Genomic DNA, 18980 nt, shown 5'->3' with positions numbered 1-18980 from the left:
GCCGGTTCGTTGACTTATGCTCATGCAAGAATCCAAACTGTCCATTCAGCGTACCTACCTGCTCAAGGTACGTTTTGCCACCGGCATCCATCCGACCAAGGTCAAGATCGAAACGGCGGAAATCCCGTTCCAGATCGACAGCAGCATCGACGATCTGGAAGTACGCCAGATGGGCAAGGAATACGCACGCCAGCAGCTGGCCGAACAGGGCTATCCGCTGGGTGAAATCCGCATCATCGAAATGCAGATGCTCTCCAGCAAGGGTTGACGCGGGCGGCCATGCCGCTCCCGACCGCTATAGTGATCGGTATCTGGTGATCACATCCGGCGAGGCTTCATGACCGCATCCAGTCAGGCACGGCTTGTCTGCACCCCGGGCCGGCTCAGGCTCGAAGGCCCGCTGACCACGCACAGCGTCGGCAGCATCTGGGCCGAGGCACTGGCGGCGCTGGCGGCCCAGCCGCAAACGCCCCTGACGCTGGATGCTTCAGCCGTTACCCAGCTCGACAGCGCCGGACTGGTGCTGCTGCACCGGCTGCTGCACGACCCGCGGCCGGCCAGTGCACCGGTCGCGCTGTCCGGACTGGCCGCCGAATACCAGCCGCTGCTGGAACGCATCCGGACAGCCTCGCTGACACCACCGGCCAGCCCGCCGCCCCTGTCTCCGGTCGAACGGATCGGTGCAGCCACGCTCTCCGGCCTGCACACCGGCCGTGACAGCGTGGTCTGGACCGGCGCCAGCGCCAGTGCCCTGTGGCGGGCACTGTGCCGTCCGGCCCGGCTGGAAGGTGCGCGTGTACTGGACATCATGGCCAGCGCCGGTACACAGGCCCTGCCGATCGTGCTGCTGATCGGCTTTCTGATGGGCACCATCCTCGCATTCCAGATGGGTCTGGTGGCACAGGGATTCGGTGCCGGCCTGCTGGTGGTCAACGGCATCGGCATCGCCATGCTGCGCGAACTGGGCCCGCTGATGACCGCCATCGTGTTTGCCGGCCGCAGTGGTGCGGCCTTTGCTGCCGAACTGGGCACCCAGAAGGTCAATGAGGAAATCTACGCGCTGCACACCTTCGGCATCGACCCGGTCGCGTTCCTGGTGCTGCCGCGACTGGTGGCTGCGGTACTGGTCCTGCCGCTCCTGACCGTGCTGGCCGACGTCATCGGCCTCTTGGGCGGAGCGCTGGTGATGCAGGCTTTCTCGGTGACACCGATGCAGTTCTACCACCAGACGCTGGCTACGGTATCGCTGACCGACCTGTATTTCGGGCTGGGCAAATCCATGGTGTTCGGCCTCTTCATCGCCCAGATCGGCTGCCGCCAGGGCCTGTCGGCCGGTCAGGGGCCGACGGCCGTCGGTGTGGCTGCCACGCGGGCAGTGGTGTCCAGCCTGATCTGGATCGTGGTGATCGACGGCCTGTTTGCCGCCTTGCTCGGACAGTGGCAAAGCACATGACGGCCGTGGTGGAAGTGGAGCGGCTGCGCATGGGCTACGGCCAGCGCGTCCTGCTGGACGACGCCAGTTTCAGCGTGCAGCAGGGCGAGATCGTGGCATTGCTGGGCGGTTCCGGCTCAGGCAAGTCCAGCCTGATGAAGCTCCTGACCGGGCTGTTCCGGCCGCTGGCGGGCGACATCCGCCTGTTTGGCCAGAGCATCGTGACGGCCACGCCGGCCGAACGGGCAGCCCTGCAACGCCGGATCGGCGTGATGTACCAGCAGGGTGCCCTGTTCGGCTCGCTGACGGCCCTGCAGAATGTCCGCTTCCCGCTGGACCGCTTTACCGACCTGCCGCGCGAGGCGCGTGACGCCATTGCCATGTTGCAGCTCGACACGGTGGAAATGGCGGCGGCAGCCCACCGCAGGCCGGCCGAGCTGTCGGGCGGCATGGTCAAGCGGGTCGCCATTGCCCGCGCGCTGGCGCTGGGCGCCCGGCTGCTGTTCCTGGACGAACCGTCGGCCGGGCTGGACCCGATCACCTCGGCCAATCTGGACGAAACCCTGCTGGACCTGCGCGAGCGGTTCGGCCTGACGCTGGTGGTGGTCACCCATGAACTGGACAGCATTTTCCGCATTGCCGACCGCGCCCTGATGCTGGATGCCGCCAGCCACCGTCTGGTGGCCGACGGCGCACCGGCCGAGCTGCGCGACCACTGTCCGCTGCCGATGGTGCGGCAGTTTTTCCGCCGCCAGCCCGATCATCCCGGAGGACTTCCGTAATGGACGATACCCGCCCCCTGTTCCGCGTCGGCCTGCTGGTGCTCCTCGGCATCGGCCTTCTGGTCGTGCTGACCTTCCTGCTGGGCGCCCGCCGCTGGTTCCAGCCGTCGGTCGAGGTGGAAACCTACTTCAACGAATCGGTCAACGGCCTGGAGGTCGGCTCGCCGGTCAAGTTCCGTGGCGTGCAGATCGGCGAAGTGAGCGAGGTCACCGTCTCGACCTGGGTCTACCAGCTGTCGACCCCGCTGGAAGAGCGCCACAACTACATCATCGTGCGTTCGGTCCTGCGCGGCCGCGACATGGGCATTTCCCAGACCACCCTGCGCGAATACCTCGACCGCGGCCTGCGTTTCCAGACCCAGCTGGCCGGCATTACCGGGCAGCTGTACCTCGCGCTGGACTTCGTGCCGCGCAATGACTGGGGCGCGCCGTTGCCGGTCAGCTGGACACCGTCCTATCCGTACATTCCGTCAGCACCCAGCCTGACCAACCGCATCATCCACAACGCCCAGTCGTTCCTGGCCAGCCTTGACGAAGCCAACATCCAGCAACTGGCCCGCGACCTGAACGCCCTGATCGTGCGCATCGACGAACGGGTGGCAGCCCTGCCGCCGGAAAACGTGCGCACCACGGCCCGGAATGTGGCAGAAGCCAGCGCCAGGATCGACCGGCTGCTGGGCGAACTGGAGCACCGGCAACTGCCCCGCAATCTCGGCCTGCTGGCCGAACGGCTGCGTGCTGCCACCGACGACGGCCGGGTCAGGCAGTTGCTGGCCCGCCTTGACCAGCTGCTGGCCGATTCGGACTCGCTGGTTTACGACAACGCGGGCGAGCTGCGGCAGATCCTCGCCGAACTCTCGCGGACGCTGACCCAGCTCACCACCCTGAGCGCCACCCTGTCGCAGTCGCCCAGCGCGCTGGTGCTGAGTGCGCCACCGGCCCCCGTGGTGCTGCCCCCTGCCCCCGCTTCCACAGGAAACCGACCATGAGCCCCCTGCTGCGCCGCAGTGCACTGGCCCTGCTTTGCCTCGGCTGGCTGAGTGCCTGCCAGATCCTGCCGACCGAAATCACGCCCCCCACCACGTATGCACTCACCCTGCCGGCACCGGTGCCCGTAACGGCTCCCGCCCTGCCGGCCGTGCGCCTTGGCACCACCACGGTCGGTGCACCATGGAACGGCACTGCGCTGGTCTACCAGTTGTCTGACGTGCGCTTCAGCGCCGATGCCTATCACCGGCTGCTGTCGCCGGCCTCGACCTTGCTCAACACGGCACTGGCCGACTGGCTGGGCGCGCGCCAGCGCTTCGAGGCGGTCCTGGCACCGGGCTCTCCGGCCCCGGCCCCATGGCGGCTGGAAACCGGCATTACCGCACTGTACGGCGATTTCCGCTCGGCCAGCGCGCCACAGGCCGTCATCAGTGCCCAGTTCGTCATTGTCGATACCGCCGCCGTTCCCCGCCGCCGCCTGCTGGTACTGGACCTGAACCAGCGCATCCCGCTGGAAAGTGCTACGCCAGCGGCCCTGGTCGCGGGTTACCGGCAAGGCTGGCTGCGCATGCTGGAAGAGCTGGATGCCCGGCTGGCCAGCCTGAAGCCCGACAACACCTCCGCAGGGCATTCGTGAACCGGGCGCAAGGCGGGATGCCTGAGCCGGCAGATCCATGCTGGCCAAGGCGGTGTGCGGCAGAACAACACGAGGCGTCCTTCCGGGCATGGTTTCGATGAGACTCCCGACCGTCCAGACCTGACCGCTGCGCCCGGCCAGATGACGTTGTCCGGGGGGTACAAACCAGATACCAGGACCGGTGGCGGTACGGTCACCAGCCCATCCTGCTCCGGCCGGGACATCCGGCTTCCTAGCGGCCATACCCCGAAGCCTTTCATGCTTTTGTCAGCATTCGCCCGGGCCGCAGCCATGCCATGGACGGACGATCAGTTCAGGACTGGACAGGAAAGAAATCCGGACGACAGCTGCCGGGTACGAAAAACGCCGCATGCTGACATGCGGCGCTTGAGAGAGACAAAAGGCGGGAATCAGGATTTTTTCTTGCCGCCGATCCGGCTTTCAGTGCCGGAAACCAGATTGAGGATGTTCTGCTTGTGCCGCCGGACCAGCAGCAGGGCAATGACGATGGTCAGCCCGGCATATACGCCAGGCTCGATGAACCAGGCCGCCACGGCCGTGGCCACCGCCGACACCATGGCTGCCAGCGAGGAATAACGGGTCAGCAGCGCCACGGCAAGCCACACGGCGGCAGCGATCAGCGCCAGCCAGGGATTGACGGCCAGGAGCACGCCCAGCGCGGTGGCCACGCCCTTGCCGCCGCGGAATGCCAGGAACACCGGCCACAGGTGACCAATGAAAACAGCCAGTCCGACCATGGCGATTTCGGGAGCGGCCAGGCCAAACGACGCACCGTATGTCTGTGCCAGCCAGACGGCCAGCCAGCCCTTGGCAGCATCTCCCAAGAGCGTCAGCAGCGCGGCCAGCTTGTTGCCGCTGCGCAGGACATTGGTCGCACCCGGGTTCCCCGAGCCATAGCTGCGCGGATCGGCAAGGCCCATACCCAGGCTGACGAGTACGGCAAACGGAACGGACCCCAAGAGGTAAGCCAATACGAGTGACGCTATCGTGGTCATGGCGAATTCAATACAATGTAAAGCTTTGCATTGTACGGGAAGGGTCTACAGCGCCCAATACCCGTATTCACTGGCTCCGGCATGGACATCATTTTCTTGCGCGAGGTGCGCGTCGACACCGTTATCGGCGTTTACGAATGGGAGCGCCGCGCGCCACAGACGATCGAGCTTGACCTCGATATCGGCATCCCCAGCGAAGCCCCCTGCCACAGCGACAACATCGGCGACACCATCCACTACGGCGTGGTCGTCGAGCGCCTGCGCGCGACACTGGCCGAACAGCATTTCCTGCTGATCGAGGCACTGGCCGAGCACATTGCCCGCATCGTGCGCGAAGAATTCGGCGCGCCGTGGGTGCGGGTGGCAGTCACCAAGCTGGGCATCCTGCCCGGAGTCAAAAAGGTCGGGGTCCAGATCGAACGCGGCCACCGGCCACGCTGAACCCGCCGGTACGGCGGGTCCGGTCCTGTACCTGACCGGTACATGCGGCGGAATCAGGCGGCATTGCAGCCAAACCGGCTGAAGCAGCGAAAACGGCCTCCGCCACCAGCGCATGCTCCGGCTGCCGGACGCGAATCAGTCAAACTGCCAGCGTAATGCCAGCATGCGTTGCCTGGGGTGCAGCAGCAGGCGCGTGCGCTTGTCCAGTTGCAGGCTGGGACGGAAGGCCAGCGCACTGCCTTCCAGCCGTTCGGCTTCCAGAGACAGCCCGCCGGCGATTTTCACCCGCCCCAGCGTAATGCCGTCACCAGCAGGCGGCATTCCCGGCAGACGGCTGCACAAGGTTGCCTGCGGCATGCAGCCGTTGCCGCTGGCCGGCCGGTCGGCCAGTCTGGCCTGGTTTTGCGGCGACCACGGGTCGCCGGCACCGAAAGACCCGAGGTTTTCCAGCGCCCAGGCTGACGAGCCGGACAATCCGCCCAGCAGGCACGCACAGGCGTGGCTTTTCCAGCGTTGCAGCAGCATGACTCTCTCCCGTGCGGAAACGCACCTCCCGCGCGGCGTTCGCGTGAGGGTGTCCTGTTTCTTGCAAGATAGTCAGCAACAGCCGGTCAGCCATGCCGTTCATCGTCTTAACGATTGCGCATGAAATCGGCCAGATCCCACAGGGCCTGGTATAGGCGCTGGCGCAGCGTATCCTCCAGCTCCAGACCGTCCAGCGCTTCACCCATGCACAGCATCCACTGGTCCCGCATGGATTCGTCCACGGAAAACGGCATGTGCCGCATGCGCAGACGGGGATGCCCGAAGGCTTGCACGAAAAGATCCGGTCCCCCGGTCCAGCCCGACAGGAACATGAAGAGCTTCTGGCGCGACGATTCCAGATCCGGCGGGTGAATGCCGCGCAGCGGCGCCACCCGTGGGTCGCTGTCCATCACGTTGTAGAAGCGGTCAACCAGCAGCCAGACGCCGGATTCACCCCCCAGCAGCTCATACAGCGTGCCGGCCGATGCCTGAACCTCGCTCATGCACACACCGGACGGACTTTGCCCGCCGCCTCGCCTGCCCGTTCCCGCGCCAGTTCGACCGAATCTGCCGCAGCCACGGCCACCCCCATGCGGCGACGCACGAAGCTTTCCGGTTTGCCGAAAAGGCGCAGGTCGCTGCCCGGCACGGCCAGGGCTTCGGCCACGCCTTCAAAGGCAATGCCACGGGCTTCGACGCCACCGTAAATCACCGCGCTGGCGGCAGCCGGCACGCGCATGTCGGTGGTAACCGGCAGGCCGAGGATGGCGCGGGCGTGCAGTTCGAATTCGCTGAGCACCTGGCTGGCCAGCGTGACCAGACCGGTATCGTGCGGACGCGGACTGACTTCGCTGAACCAGACTTCATCGCCCTTGACGAACAGTTCCACCCCGAACAGCCCGCGGCCGCCCAGTGCCTCGACAACCCGGCCAGCCACGTCGCGGGCACGTTCGCGCGCCAGCGGGCTCATCGGCTGCGGCTGCCAGCTTTCGACATAGTCACCGTTCTTTTGCAGGTGACCGACCGGTTCGCAGAAACGGATTTCCGGCTGGCCATCGGCACCCAGCGCCCGCACGGTCAGCTGGGTGATTTCGTAGTCGAAATCGACAAAGCCTTCGACGATCACCCGGCCGTTGTCCACCCGGCCCCCGGCTGCGGCGTAATCCCAGGCCGGTTTGACATCCGCCGGGCTGCGCAGCACCGATTGCCCCTTGCCACTGGAGCTCATCACCGGTTTGACCACGCACGGGTAACCGATGCCGGCGTCGATGGCAGCCTGCAGGCTGTCCAGACTGTCGGCAAAGGCATACGGCGAGGTCGGCAGGCCCAGTTCTTCGGCGGCCAGGCGGCGGATGCCTTCGCGGTTCATGGTCAGGTTTGCCGCACGGGCGGTCGGGATGACTTCGGCCAAGCCGGCAGCTTCGATCTCCAGCAGGGTGGCGGTGGCAATGGCTTCGATCTCCGGCACGATCAGCGCAGGACGTTCGGCCTCGACCAGCGCGCGCAGGGCGGCACCGTCGGTCATGGCGATGACGTGCGAGCGGTGCGCCACCTGCATGGCCGGTGCATCGGCATAGCGGTCAACAGCGATCACTTCGCAGCCCAGACGCTGCAAGGCAATCGCCACCTCTTTGCCAAGTTCGCCGCTTCCCAGCAGCATGACCCGGACGGCGGACGGGGAAAGCGGAGTACCCAGACGCATGAAAACTACCTCTCTGAAAACGATGGATGCGATCGGGCGGCATCCTAGCATGCAGGCCCTGATGCCGCCCTTGCCTTTGGGCAACTTGACCCAAGTCAACATGCCGAATATCCCTGAATGCAAAATGCCCAATTTGCATAAAAACAAGATGCCGTTACGCTCTACCCGCCACGAGGAATGCCCCATGCAGCCCAGCCGCCCCGTCAGCGCCCCGCGTGAATACGTCATGACAGACGAAGACATGATCATCAGCAAGACAGATACCCGCGGCAAGATTACCTATGCCAACCGCGACTTCATGCGCATCTGCGGCTACAGCGAGCCGCAACTCCTGGGACAGCCGCACAGCCTGATCCGCCACCCGGACATGCCGCGCGGCGCGTTCCGCCTGATGTGGAAAACCCTGCAGGCCGGCCAAGAATTCTTTGCCGTGGTCAAGAACCTGACCTGCGACAACGCCCATTACTACTGGGTACTGGCCAATGTCACGCCGGATTTCGACGCAGCCGGCCAGCTCAAGGGTTATTACTCGGTCCGCCGCCGTCCCAGCCGGACCGCCATCGAAACGCTGGAGCCGGTTTACGCCCGCATGCGCGAAATCGAGTCGCAGCGCGGCAAGACCGAGGCTCCTGATGCCTCGATGAACTGGCTGCTGGCCGAAATCGGCCGGCTCGGTTTTCCCAGCTACGAAGCACTTATCCTCGCACTCAACCACGACGTTCTCGACCGGAGCATCGCCGCATGACCCTGCGCCGCCCGCCGTTTCTGTCAACGCAGTTCCTGCTGGTCCTGACAGGCTACAACCTGCTGGTACTGGTCACCGTGCTGCTGGCATGGTCCGGGCTGGAGCCGCTCTGGAGCCTGTGGCTGATCCCGCCGCTCAGCCTCGCTGTCACCGCCTACGTTCTCGTCACCTCGCGCCGGCCGTTCCGCGTACTGGCCATCCTGCGCCACCACATCGGACTGGCCCGCAAGGGTGAACTGCATCACCGCACCACCCGTGCGCGTCACCTGGGTGAGGTCGGACAGGTTGCCTGGGAGCTCAACGATTTCATGGACCTGATCGAGAGCTACTTCAAGGAGATCAACACCTGCTTCAGCCGGGTACGCGAACACGACTTCCGCCGCCGCCCGCTTTCCAGCGGCCTGCCCGGAGTATTTGCCAGCTCGCTCGACAATGTCGGTGAAGCCGTTGCCGCCATGGAGGCCAACCATCACCTGCTGGGCAGTTCGCGCCTGAGCGGGGAACTCAACCAGCTCAACACCAGCCATTTGCGTGGCGACCTCGACTCGACCCAGAACGATCTGGTCACCATCAGCAACGACATGCAGGGCATCGCCAGCATCGCCCGGGCCAATGCCGAGCAATCCGGCCAGAGCGAGGCAGCAGCCAACAGCATCGGCGAGCGTCTTGACACCATCGCGGCCAGCGTCGAGGCCGTCAACGATGCCGGGCAGGCCATGGCGCGCGAGTGGCGCGGCATCGAAGACGCCCTGAGTGCAATTTCCGGCCTGGCCGAGCAGACCAACCTGCTGGCGCTCAATGCCGCCATCGAGGCAGCCCGGGCAGGCGAGGCCGGACGCGGTTTTGCCGTTGTGGCCGACGAGGTGAAAAACCTGTCAACCCGAAGCAAAAGTGCCGCCCTGCAGGTTCAGGAAACCCTCGCCAGCCTGTCGAGCAAAGTGCATGACATGCTTGAGCGCTCGCAGGCAGCTGCCAGCGTGGCCGAAGACGTGCGCGTATCGGTTGACGGCTTCCGTTCGGTTTTCGTGCGGCTGGCCCAGACCTCGCACGAGGTCATCGAGCGGGTGGAACACGTCACGCAACAGTCAGCCCTGTCCCGCATCAAGATGGACCATGTGCTCTACAAGCAGTACGGGTACCTTGCGCTGGCACGGCCAACCGAACTTGCACAGGCCACTGGCCAGTACGAGCGGCTGACACTCTGGCTGGAACGTGAAGGCCGCGAACTCTTTGCCGGCCTGCCGGGCTGGCAGGCGCTGCCGTCCGTCTGGCAGACACTGCACGACAGCGTAGTCCAGGCGGTCAGGGCCATCAGTGATCCCGCCCCCGACGAGAAGCAGGTACTGGCCCGCATGAGTGCAGCCGAACAAGCCAGCCGCCGCTTCACCGAAGCACTGGATACCCTGGTTCGCCCGGCAGCTGCCAGCATGACTCCCCCACGCCTAGCCTTGACCTGAAATCACCCGGTCCGGCCAGCAAAAACGCGACGGGTACCCCGTCGCGTTTTTTATCCGGTTGCGCCCTGGTTCAGGCCGGGTCGCGCAAGCCGCCAGGCAGCGAAAAGGTGATTGTCTCCTCGACACCGGGCAGTTCAGTCACCGTATCCAGCCCGTAGCTGCGGATGGTATCGAGCACTGACTGAACCAGCACTTCGGGCGCCGAAGCACCGGCCGTCAGGCCCACCCGGGCCTTGCCGGCAAACCAGTCGGGTTGCAGCTCGGCAGCGTTGTCCACCATGTAGGCCGTCACGCCGCGCTGAAGGGCCACTTCCCGCAGGCGGTTGGAGTTGGAGCTGGTAGGCGAACCCACCACGATCACGATGTCGCACTCGCCGGCCAGCTGCTTGACCGCATCCTGGCGGTTTTGCGTGGCGTAGCAGATGTCGTCCTTCTTCGGCCCGTGAATGGCCGGAAAGCGGGCCTCCAGTGCCGCGATGATGCCGCGGGTTTCGTCTACCGACAGCGTGGTCTGGCTGACATAGGCCAGCTGTTCCGGTTTCCGGACCTGCAGTTTCGCCACGTCGGCGGCCGTTTCCACCAGATACATGCCGTCCGGAGCCTGGCCCATGGTGCCCTCTACCTCCGGATGGCCTGCGTGGCCGATCATGATGATCTCCAGCCCGGCTTCGCGCATCTTGCGGACCTCGACATGCACCTTGGTCACCAGCGGACAGGTGGCATCAAAGACCGTCAGTCCGCGCGACTCGGCCTCCAGCCGTACCGACAGCGGCACGCCGTGCGCCGAATAGACCAGAGTGGAACCGGCCGGCACTTCGGCCAGGTCCTCGATGAAGACCGCCCCTTTGCGCTTGAGCCCTTCCACCACAAAAGTGTTGTGCACCACTTCGTGCCGGACATAGATCGGCGCGCCGAATTTCTCCAGCGCCCGCTCGACAATGGCAATGGCCCGGTCCACCCCGGCACAGAAGCCACGCGGGTTGGCCAGCAGGATGTCACGCATCATCGCCGTTTCTCCTTGCGAAAACCGTCAATCACCATCAGAGCAGCGCCAAGACAGATGGCCGAGTCGGCCAGATTGAAGGCCGGCCAGACAAAACTGCCGTAGTAGAGCTGGATGAAGTCCACCACATGCCCGTAGGCCAGCCGGTCGATCAGGTTGCCCAAGGCTCCGCCGATGATCAGGCTGGCTGCACAGTTCATCAGCTGGCTCTGCCGGCCACGCCAGATCAGCCCACCCAGCCACACGGTCACAGCCAGTGCCAGCAGGCTGAAGAAATAGCGCTGCCAGCCACCGGCATCCGACAGGAAGCTGAAGGCAGCTCCCGGGTTGTACACCAGCACCCAGTTGAAAAAGCCGGGGATCACTTCGCGCACTTCACCGTAGCGAAACGCACTGTCGAAATAGACCTTGGTGAACTGGTCGACCAGCAGGACGACCAGTGCCAGAAAATACCAGCCGGTACGCTTATGCATAGGAACGCGACTCGCCCTGTCCGAAAATATTGTCATAGCAGCGCGCGCACAAGGTCGGAGCCTCGGCGTTCTCGCCGACCGTCGGGTGGTAGTGCCAGCAACGCTCGCACTTCTGTTCACCCGAGGCGCTGACGCGGATGCGGGTTTCCGGCCCTGGCACCACGCCGACGCGCGACACGATCAGCACGAACTTGAGTTCGTCACCCAGCGCATTCAGGAGCGGATACAGTCCGGCATCGGCCTCGATGTCCACTTCGGCCTGCAACGACGAACCGACTGCTCTGGCTTCACGCAGGGTTTCGATGTCCTTGTTGATCTGCGCACGCAGGGCGCGCAGCACATCCCAGCGCGCCGCCAGTGCCTCTGCATCCGCCACTACCGGCAGCTCGTGCCAGGTGTGGTAGATCGGGCTGTCTTCCGCCTCGCCAGTCAGCGCCTGCCAAGCCTCGTCGGCAGTAAAGCACAGCACTGGCGCCAGCAGCGACAGCAGGCTGCGGGTGACGTGCCACAGGGCAGTCTGGGCCGAGCGGCGGGCCTTCGAATCAGCCTTGGTGGTGTAGAGGCGGTCCTTGATGATGTCGAGCCAGAAAGCCCCCAGATCGTCCGTGCAGTAGCCGACGATGGCCTGCATGGCGGTGTGGAAGGCATAACGCGGGTAGCAGTCCTCGGCCACGCCGGCGTGCAGGCGCTGCGCCAGCACCAGTGCATAGCGGTCCAGCTCGGTCAGTTCGCTCACCGGCAGGGCATCGGTGGCCGGATTGAAATCGGACAGGTTGGCCAGCAGGAAGCGGATGGTGTTGCGCAGACGGCGGTAGCTGTCGGTGGTGCCTTTGAGGATGGTGTCGGAAATCGCCAGCTCGCCCGAATAGTCGGTCGAAGCCACCCACAGGCGCAGGATGTCGGCGCCGAGCGAATCGTTGATCTTCTGCGGGGCAATCACGTTGCCTACCGACTTCGACATCTTGCGGCCCTGACCATCGACGACAAAGCCGTGGGTCAGCAACTGGTTGTACGGTGCCCGGCCATCCAGCGCGCAGCCGGTCAGCAACGAGGAGTGGAACCAGCCGCGATGCTGGTCGGAACCTTCCAGATACAGGTCGGCCGGGTACGCCAGCTGCTCGGCATGGGTGCCGCGCAGCACGTGGAAGTGCGTGGTGCCCGAGTCGAACCAGACGTCCAGCGTGTCCTTCATCTTGTCAAAGCGGGCGGCATCCTCGCCCAGCAGCTCGGCCGGATCGAGTTCAAACCAGGCATTGATGCCCTGCTCTTCCACCTTGCGAGCCACGACTTCCAGCAGCTCCGGCGTGCGCGGGTGCGGCTCGCCGGTCTGCTTGTCGAGGAAGAACGGAATCGGCACGCCCCAGTTGCGCTGGCGCGAGACGCACCAGTCCGGGCGGTTGGCGATCATGGCATGCAGGCGGGCCTGGCCCCAGGCCGGGAAGAAGGTGGTGTCGTCCACGCCCTTGAGTGCGCGCTGGCGCAGGGTGGAACCGGCGACTTCGCGGTCCATGCCGACAAACCACTGGGTGGTGGCGCGGTACACCACCGGCGTCTTGTGGCGCCAGCAGTGCGGGTAGCTGTGCGACAGCGGGCTGGTGTGCATGAGCGCACCGACCTCGGCCAGTTTTTCCACGATCAGCGGGTTGGCTTTCCAGATGTGCAGGCCGCCAAAGAACGGCAGGCTGTCCACATAGGTGCCGTCGCTGGTCACCGGATTGAGGATGGCGTCGTTGGGCATGCCGTTCTTGCGGCAGGAATCGAAGTCTTCCAGACCATAGGCCGGGGCGCTGTGCACGATGCCGGTGCCGGCATCCAGCGTCACGTAATCGCCCACGTACACCGGCGACACCCGGTCGTAGAACGGGTGGCGGAAGGTCAGGTGGCTCAGCGCCTGCCCCTTGCAGCGGGCCACTTCCACGCCGGTCAGACCGAAACGCTCCAGTGCCCCCTTGGCCAGATCGGCAGCGAGGATCAGCAGGCCCTTTTCGGTGTCGTAGAGGCCGTAGTCAAAATCCGGGTGCACGTTCAGCGCCTGGTTGGCCGGAATGGTCCACGGCGTGGTGGTCCAGATGACGGCCGAAGCGGTCTTGCCGGACGGCAGTGCCGACAGGCCGAAGGCGGCAGCCAGTTTTTCGGGCTCGGCCGAGGCAAAGGCCACGTCGATGGTCGGCGAGGTCTTGTCCTGGTACTCGACCTCGGCCTCGGCCAGTGCCGAACCGCAATCGAAACACCAGTACACCGGCTTCAGACCCTTGAAGAGGTAGCCCTGCTGGTAGAGCTTGCCCAGTGCGCGGATTTCGTCGGCTTCGGAGCGGAAGCTCATGGTGCGGTAGGGGTTGTCCCACTCGCCCAGCACGCCCAGACGGATGAAGTCCTTTTTCTGCCGTTCGATCTGCAAGCCGGCGTATTCGCGGCACAGTTCACGGATGAACGAGGCGGGCAGGTCGGTAGCCTTGGCATCCAGACCGTTGGCCTTGCGGTATTCGGTAATGCGGGCATGGATGGAAGGTGCAGCCTCAATGGCCTTTTTGTCACCTTTCACCAGCTTTTCGATCTGGTGCTCGATCGGCAGGCCGTGGCAGTCCCAGCCCGGCACATAGGGCGCATCGAATCCGGCCTGGGTTTTGGAGCGGACGATGATGTCCTTGAGGATCTTGTTGACCGCGTGCCCGATGTGGATGTCACCGTTGGCGTACGGCGGGCCGTCGTGCAGGATGAACTTGGGACGGCCGGCCGCAATCTTTCTCAGCTTCTGGTAGCGCTGCTGCGCTTGCCACTGGGCCAGCCAGCCCGGTTCGCGCCTGGCCAGATCGCCGCGCATGGGGAAAGGGGTATCGAGCAGATTGACGGTTTTTTTCAGGTCCATCGTGAAGACATCCAGAATCAGTGCGCCAGCAGGCGCCGGGTTGCGGCGACGTCGGCATGGATTTGAGAAACAAGGGCGTCGAGCGAGTCGTATTTGGCTTCGTCACGCAGTTTGGCCATGAAACGCACGGTAACACGTTGGCCGTACAGGTCGCCGGTGAAATCCAGCAGGTAGACTTCCAGCTTGTAGCGCCCGCCGGTTTCGACCGTCGGATTACGCCCCAGGCTGGCGGCACCCATGAAGGTTCCGGCTGGCGTATCGCACTCGACGGCAAAAACGCCTTGCAGGGCCGGACGCTTGAACGGCAGGCAGATATTGGCAGTCGGAAAACCGAGCTGGCGTCCGAGCTGGCGTCCGTGCACCACCCGGCCGGAAATCTGGTAGGGCCGCCCCAGGAGGCGTGCCGCCGTGTCCAGTTGCCCCGCTCCCAGCGCATCGCGCAAAAGTGAGCTGGAAGCCCGGCGGCCATCGATTTCGACGGTACTCATGGCCCGGACTTCGATGTCAGGCAGGGCAGCCAGTGTGGAGAAATCACCGGCTCGCCGCGCACCGAACCGGAAATCATCACCGATCAGCAAAAACCGCGCGTGCAACAGCCGGCGCAGGATGCGGTCGATGAAGACCTCCGGTGCCAGACTGGCCAGACCATGGTTGAAACGCAGCACATGCACCCGGTCAACCAGCCCGGTGGAGGCCAGAAAATCCAGCTTGTCACGCAGGGTCATCAGGCGGGCAGGCGGATTGTTACGGGCAAACAGCTCGCGCGGATGTGGCTCGAACGTCAGCAGGGCGGTGGGCAAGTCGCGCCGGTCCGCCTCTTCACGCAGATCGCGGAGGATGGCCTGGTGCCCGAGGTGGACACCATCAAAATTGCCGATGGTGAGCGCGCAGGGAAGCTGGGCCTCGGCAATCCGTCCTGCCGTACCTGCCTGTTCGCCAAAAAGAACCTGCATGAGAGCGTGAAAGGGGTGAAACGGACGATTGTAGCGAGCATGAGCCAAGTGCGTAAAGTTTAGACAGGCAATCCGGTCCATCCCCACGGGCGACAGGCAAAAAAACAGAATCCCCGTGCATTGCACGGGGATTCTGACTGAACGACAGAGGCCCGATTACGGAGCCACAGCGTACATTACTGCTGGGCGGTGATTTCGACGTCCACGCGACGGTCCGGAGCCAGGCAAGCCTTGAGCTGCTTGTAGCTCTGCTTCTTGGCACGGCATTCCTGAGCGGTCTTGTCGTTGAGTTCACCACGGCCGGCCGAGGTGATCTTGGCCGGGTCGGCGCCCATTTCAACCAGCACGTTCTTGACGGCAGCAGCACGGCGCTCGGAGAGAGCCATGTTGTACTTCTCGGTGCCGATGTAGTCGGTGTAGCCCAGAACTTCCACGCCTTGCAGCTTGGCACCCTTGGACTTGATCTTGTTGGCCACATCGACCAGAGCCTGCTTGCCTTCCGGAGTCACGGTCGACTTGTCAAAGCCGAACAGCACTTCAGCGGACAGGGACAGGGTTTCCTTCACCGGCACGGCAACGACCGGAGCCGGAGCAGCCTTGGCTTCTGCGTCGCCGCACTCGACCAGACCGTCCTTGGCCTTGTCGAAGTAGGCGGTACGCCAGCATTCGTTGTAGCTGTTGCGAACGACCGAACCGGTGGCCTGGTCATCCAGGTAGCCCGGATGCGCAGCAAACGCGTTGGCCGAGAACAGCGAAACCAGCAGCGCGCCCGTCAGTCCGCCCAGTTTGATCTTGTTGGTGGTTTTCATCGATGACCCTCTTTTTCGTCAGGAACTTAACTTAGCCGCACATTTCCGGCCCGGAAGAGCAGACCAGGCGAAACTTATGCAAACCGGAGATACAGGTATCGCTAATATAGTTTTTTGACTAAGCCACTGTCAAACTTATAGCGTCTGGCTTGGTCGTTTTCACGTGATAGTTTCGGCCTTGCGGCATCCGGCTATTTCACTTGGTCACCTTTACATGCCAAAGCCCAAAAAGCAATCCGGTTGGCAATTTCATTGCCATCCGCGTCGCCCGTACGTAGCCGAAAAATCCCGCAATCCCGCAGCAATTGCATCAGGCCGGTCTTCGGGCTTCAGCGAAAAAGCATCAAAACCAACTGCATGCAAATAAAACAGCTGATCCCGCTGAATATCGCCCAAAGCCCGCAACTCACCGGAAAAACCGTAGCGGTCACGCAACAGTCTGGCAATGCTATATCCCCGGCCATCAGAAAAATGACCGAATTCAATCCCGATTACCGGCAATTCGTCCAAGGCGTCCGCAATCTGCTCCGGGTCATCCCCGGCCCCCAGCCATACCCCTACCCGCCCGGAATGGACCACATTCCGTCCGGCCAGCCAGTCCGCCAGCGACAACAGGATGTCGCCCTCCGCCGGACGTGCCTCGCCAGCCAGCAGGCGCAGCCAGCCATCATCCAGAACCGTAACGGCACCACCGGCATATTTAATCAATCTTTGCATATACGCGTTCCTTGAAAGGAGCGATGCCGGTACGACTGACGGTGTCAATGAAACGCTCGCCGGCCTCCCTCAGCTCCACATAAGTCAACAGCAGCTTCTCCACCACATCTGCCATTTCTGCCCGGGCAAACGACGGGCCGATCACGCGCCCGAGGAGGCCATCGGCAGCATCGCCCCCCAGCGTGACCTGGAACCACTCCTCTCCGTTTTTGTCAACACCCAGAATACCGATGTGCCCCACATGATGATGTCCGCATGCATTCATGCACCCGGAAAGATTCAGGTCGATTTCGCCCAGATCCTCCAGATAGTCCAGATCGTCCAGCCGGGTTGAAATGGCCTCGATCACCGGAATCGAGCGGGCATTGGCCAGACCGCAATAATCACCGCCAGGACAGCAGATGGCATCGGTCAGCAGCCCGACATTGGAGGTCGTCAACCGCTCGGCCCGAGCCAGTTGCCACAGGGCATGAAGGTCGCGCTCGCGCACGTCGGGCAGGATCAGGTTCTGTTCATGGCTGACCCGGATTTCGCCAAAACCGAAGCGATCGGCCCAACCGGCCACCGCCTCCATCTGCTCCGCCGTTGCATCTCCCGGCGGCGCGCCATGCGGTTTCAGAGACAGGGTGACTGCCCGCCAGCCGGCCTGCCGGTGAGGAGTGGTGTTGCGCCGTACCCAGCGTGCAAATGCCGGATCGTCAGACATCTGCACCGCCAGGCCGGCATCCGCCTCGCGGACATCGTAGTCCGGCACGGCAAACTGCCCGGCCAGACCGGCCAGCACCTGCGGCGACACCATGGCCGCTCCTTCGCGGGTATGGCGCCATTCGTCCTCCACCCGGGCGGCAAATCCGGCCGGCGTCATGGCCTTGAGCAGGATCTTGATCCGGGCCTTGTACTTGTTGTCGCGCCGGCCGTAGCGGTTGTAGATCCGCAGCACGGCTTCGAGATAGGTCAGCAGGTGCCCGGACTCGACAAACTCGTGGATCACCTCGCCGCGCATCGGCGTCCGCCCCAGCCCGCCACCGGCAATGATCCGGCAACCCAGTTCGCCGGCCGCGTTGCGGACCAGATGGATGCCGATATCGTGGAACCACGTGGCCGCGCGGTCAGTTTCCGAAGCACTGACGGCAATCTTGAACTTGCGCGGCAGATAGGCGAATTCCGGGTGCAGGGTCGACCACTGGCGGATCAGCTCGCACCACGGGCGCGGGTCCGCCACCTCATCCGCGGCCACCCCGGCAAAATGGTCGGTCGTGGTGTTGCGGATGCAGTTGCCCGACGTCTGGATCGCATGCATGTCGACGTCTGCCAGCCGCGCCAGAATGTCCGGCACCTCTTCCAGCCGGACCCAGTTGAGCTGCAGGTTCTGCCGGGTGGTGAAATGCCCCCAGCCCCGGTCAAATTCGCGGCTGATGGCTGCCAGCGCCCGCAACTGCACGGAAGACAGCGTGCCGTAGGGAATGGCAATGCGCAGCATCGGCGCATGGCGCTGGACATACAGGCCGTTCTGCAAGCGCAGCGGCCGGAAATCGTCCTCGGACAATTCCCCCGCCAGATAGCGGCGCGTCTGGTCCCGGAACTGGGCAACGCGCTCGCGCACGATCTGCCGGTCAAATTCGGTATAGCGATACATCGAAGGCTCCTTCAGGCCGGCTTGCGATGCAGCCCGCACTCTTTGTGTTCCGGGTTTTCCCACCACCAGCGGCCGGCACGCACGTCCTCGCCAACGGCAACAGCCCGCGTGCACGGCGCGCAGCCGATCGACGGATAATGACGGTCATGCAGGGCGTTGTAAGGCACGGAAAAACGGTGCACGTATTCCCACACCTCGGCCTCGCTCCAGTCGGCCAGCGGACTGAACTTGACCAGCCCGTTGACCGGATCATCCTCGCGCACGGCCAGCGCGCTGCGGGTCACCGACTGCGTCCGGCGCAGGCCGGTCACCCAGGCTCCGCGTCCGGCCAGTGCCCGCCCCAGGGGCTCCAGCTTGCGGGCGGCGCAACAGGCCTGGCGGGCGGCCACGCTGTCGTAAAAACCGTTGATGCCGAACTGAGCCACATATGCCTGTACTCCGCCATGCTCCGGTACCCACACCTCGACCGGGTGTTGCGGATACGCACCGGACAGGCGCGCCAGGAGATCGTAGGTCTCTGCCGGCAGCCGGCCGGTATCGAGGCAAAACACGGCCAGCGGCACACCGGCCCGTGCCGTCAGGTCCATGAGGACCATGTCCTCGGCCCCCAGACTATTGGCCAGCGCAGCGGCCGGAAACCCGGCGGCTATCCCGGCCAGCAGTTCCTGCACCTGCATGATTTTCGCGTCGAGCGACATGGCTCGTCCTCTCAGTCATTCATGACATTTCACAGCATGCTACCCAGCCATCCTTAGAACAACAAAATAAGATTGTGTTAGAGTTAAATCACCTTCAGTTA

The 18980-nt window shown here is 64.1% G+C and carries 20 protein-coding genes; 8 read left to right on the top strand and 12 right to left on the bottom strand.

Translation table 11 applies throughout. From position 1 onward, the window contains the following. Positions 1 to 22: 22 nt before the first annotated feature. The 5 genes from G542_RS0104915 (at position 23) to G542_RS0104895 (ending at position 3838) form a co-directional block, all read left to right on the top strand. Positions 23 to 268: a hypothetical protein gene (locus tag G542_RS0104915; protein ID WP_012696113.1), complete on the top strand. Its 246-nt coding sequence runs from the start codon at positions 23 to 25 to the stop codon at positions 266 to 268. A gap of 69 nt (positions 269 to 337) precedes the next feature. Then, positions 338 to 1453, top strand: a complete 1116-nt coding sequence (locus tag G542_RS0104910) for an ABC transporter permease (RefSeq protein WP_012696112.1) — start codon at positions 338 to 340, stop codon at positions 1451 to 1453. Further along, entirely contained in the window at positions 1450 to 2214 is a 765-nt protein-coding gene (locus tag G542_RS0104905) for an ABC transporter ATP-binding protein (protein WP_034985080.1), read from the top strand. The genes G542_RS0104910 and G542_RS0104905 overlap by 4 nt, the downstream gene beginning before the upstream one ends. Then, on the top strand, positions 2214 to 3203 hold the full coding sequence (locus G542_RS0104900; protein WP_027823541.1) for an MlaD family protein: 990 nt from the start codon (positions 2214 to 2216) through the stop codon (positions 3201 to 3203). Before G542_RS0104905 ends, G542_RS0104900 begins: the two co-directional genes overlap by 1 nt. Then, positions 3200 to 3838, top strand: coding sequence for a PqiC family protein (locus G542_RS0104895; protein WP_027823540.1), 639 nt, complete (start codon positions 3200 to 3202; stop codon positions 3836 to 3838). The genes G542_RS0104900 and G542_RS0104895 overlap by 4 nt, the downstream gene beginning before the upstream one ends. A 410-nt stretch (positions 3839 to 4248) precedes the next feature. On the opposite strand, the gene plsY is transcribed toward G542_RS0104895, so the two are convergent. After that, positions 4249 to 4854 carry a glycerol-3-phosphate 1-O-acyltransferase PlsY gene (gene plsY, locus G542_RS0104890; protein ID WP_012696108.1) on the bottom strand — a complete coding sequence of 202 codons (606 nt, stop codon included), beginning with the start codon at positions 4852 to 4854 and terminating at the stop codon, positions 4249 to 4251. 81 nt (positions 4855 to 4935) lie between these two features. Between plsY and G542_RS0104885 the strand changes: the two genes are divergently transcribed. Further along, positions 4936 to 5295, top strand: a complete 360-nt coding sequence (locus G542_RS0104885; protein WP_012696107.1) for a dihydroneopterin aldolase — start codon at positions 4936 to 4938, stop codon at positions 5293 to 5295. A gap of 135 nt (positions 5296 to 5430) precedes the next feature. Here G542_RS0104885 and G542_RS0104880 read toward each other — a convergent pair whose 3' ends face one another. The 3 genes from G542_RS0104880 to purT form a co-directional block, all read right to left on the bottom strand. Beyond that, positions 5431 to 5820, bottom strand: a complete 390-nt coding sequence (locus G542_RS0104880) for a hypothetical protein (RefSeq protein WP_012696106.1) — start codon at positions 5818 to 5820, stop codon at positions 5431 to 5433. 107 nt (positions 5821 to 5927) lie between these two features. Then, complete coding sequence (locus G542_RS0104875; protein WP_012696105.1) at positions 5928 to 6323, bottom strand: group II truncated hemoglobin; 396 nt, start codon at positions 6321 to 6323, stop codon at positions 5928 to 5930. Then, on the bottom strand, positions 6320 to 7522 hold the full coding sequence (purT, locus tag G542_RS0104870; protein WP_012696104.1) for a formate-dependent phosphoribosylglycinamide formyltransferase: 1203 nt from the start codon (positions 7520 to 7522) through the stop codon (positions 6320 to 6322). The genes G542_RS0104875 and purT overlap by 4 nt, the downstream gene beginning before the upstream one ends. A gap of 184 nt (positions 7523 to 7706) precedes the next feature. On the opposite strand from purT, the gene G542_RS0104865 reads away from it, so the two are divergent. Together G542_RS0104865 and G542_RS19175 are read left to right on the top strand one after the other, a co-directional pair. After that, a complete protein-coding gene (locus tag G542_RS0104865; protein ID WP_027823539.1) occupies positions 7707 to 8267 on the top strand; it encodes a PAS domain-containing protein in 561 nt (186 codons plus the stop codon). Next, positions 8264 to 9724: a methyl-accepting chemotaxis protein gene (locus G542_RS19175; protein WP_051189915.1), complete on the top strand. Its 1461-nt coding sequence runs from the start codon at positions 8264 to 8266 to the stop codon at positions 9722 to 9724. The genes G542_RS0104865 and G542_RS19175 overlap by 4 nt, the downstream gene beginning before the upstream one ends. Before the next feature lie 70 nt (positions 9725 to 9794). Here the strand turns inward: G542_RS19175 and ispH are convergent, their stop codons facing one another. The 8 genes from ispH to G542_RS0104820 form a co-directional block, all read right to left on the bottom strand. Further along, positions 9795 to 10730 (bottom strand): 4-hydroxy-3-methylbut-2-enyl diphosphate reductase, encoded by a 936-nt coding sequence (gene ispH, locus G542_RS0104855; RefSeq protein ID WP_027823538.1) that lies wholly within the window; start codon positions 10728 to 10730, stop codon positions 9795 to 9797. Beyond that, the gene (gene lspA / locus G542_RS0104850; protein ID WP_027823537.1) at positions 10727 to 11200 is read right to left on the bottom strand and encodes a signal peptidase II; all 474 of its coding nucleotides are present in this window, start codon (positions 11198 to 11200) and stop codon (positions 10727 to 10729) included. The genes ispH and lspA overlap by 4 nt, the downstream gene beginning before the upstream one ends. After that, complete coding sequence (gene ileS, locus G542_RS0104845; protein ID WP_027823536.1) at positions 11193 to 14066, bottom strand: isoleucine--tRNA ligase; 2874 nt, start codon at positions 14064 to 14066, stop codon at positions 11193 to 11195. The genes lspA and ileS overlap by 8 nt, the downstream gene beginning before the upstream one ends. Positions 14067 to 14083: 17 nt before the next feature. Continuing rightward, on the bottom strand, positions 14084 to 15145 hold the full coding sequence (locus G542_RS0104840; protein ID WP_012696098.1) for a bifunctional riboflavin kinase/FAD synthetase: 1062 nt from the start codon (positions 15143 to 15145) through the stop codon (positions 14084 to 14086). Positions 15146 to 15195: 50 nt separating this feature from the next. Then, a complete protein-coding gene (locus G542_RS0104835; protein ID WP_012696097.1) occupies positions 15196 to 15828 on the bottom strand; it encodes an OmpA family protein in 633 nt (210 codons plus the stop codon). Positions 15829 to 16077: 249 nt separating this feature from the next. Beyond that, positions 16078 to 16545: a DUF934 domain-containing protein gene (locus tag G542_RS0104830; RefSeq protein WP_027823534.1), complete on the bottom strand. Its 468-nt coding sequence runs from the start codon at positions 16543 to 16545 to the stop codon at positions 16078 to 16080. Next, positions 16529 to 18181, bottom strand: coding sequence for a nitrite/sulfite reductase (locus G542_RS0104825; protein ID WP_027823533.1), 1653 nt, complete (start codon positions 18179 to 18181; stop codon positions 16529 to 16531). Before G542_RS0104825 ends, G542_RS0104830 begins: the two co-directional genes overlap by 17 nt. 11 nt (positions 18182 to 18192) lie before the next feature. Then, on the bottom strand, positions 18193 to 18879 hold the full coding sequence (locus tag G542_RS0104820; protein ID WP_027823532.1) for a phosphoadenylyl-sulfate reductase: 687 nt from the start codon (positions 18877 to 18879) through the stop codon (positions 18193 to 18195). Between the last annotated feature and the right edge of the window lie 101 nt (positions 18880 to 18980).

This window comes from Laribacter hongkongensis DSM 14985 (assembly GCF_000423285.1).
GTDB classification, from domain to species: Bacteria; Pseudomonadota; Gammaproteobacteria; order Burkholderiales; family Aquaspirillaceae; genus Laribacter; species Laribacter hongkongensis.
The sequence above is the reverse complement of the archived record's forward strand: the minus strand, read 5'-3'. Positions and strand labels throughout refer to the sequence as shown.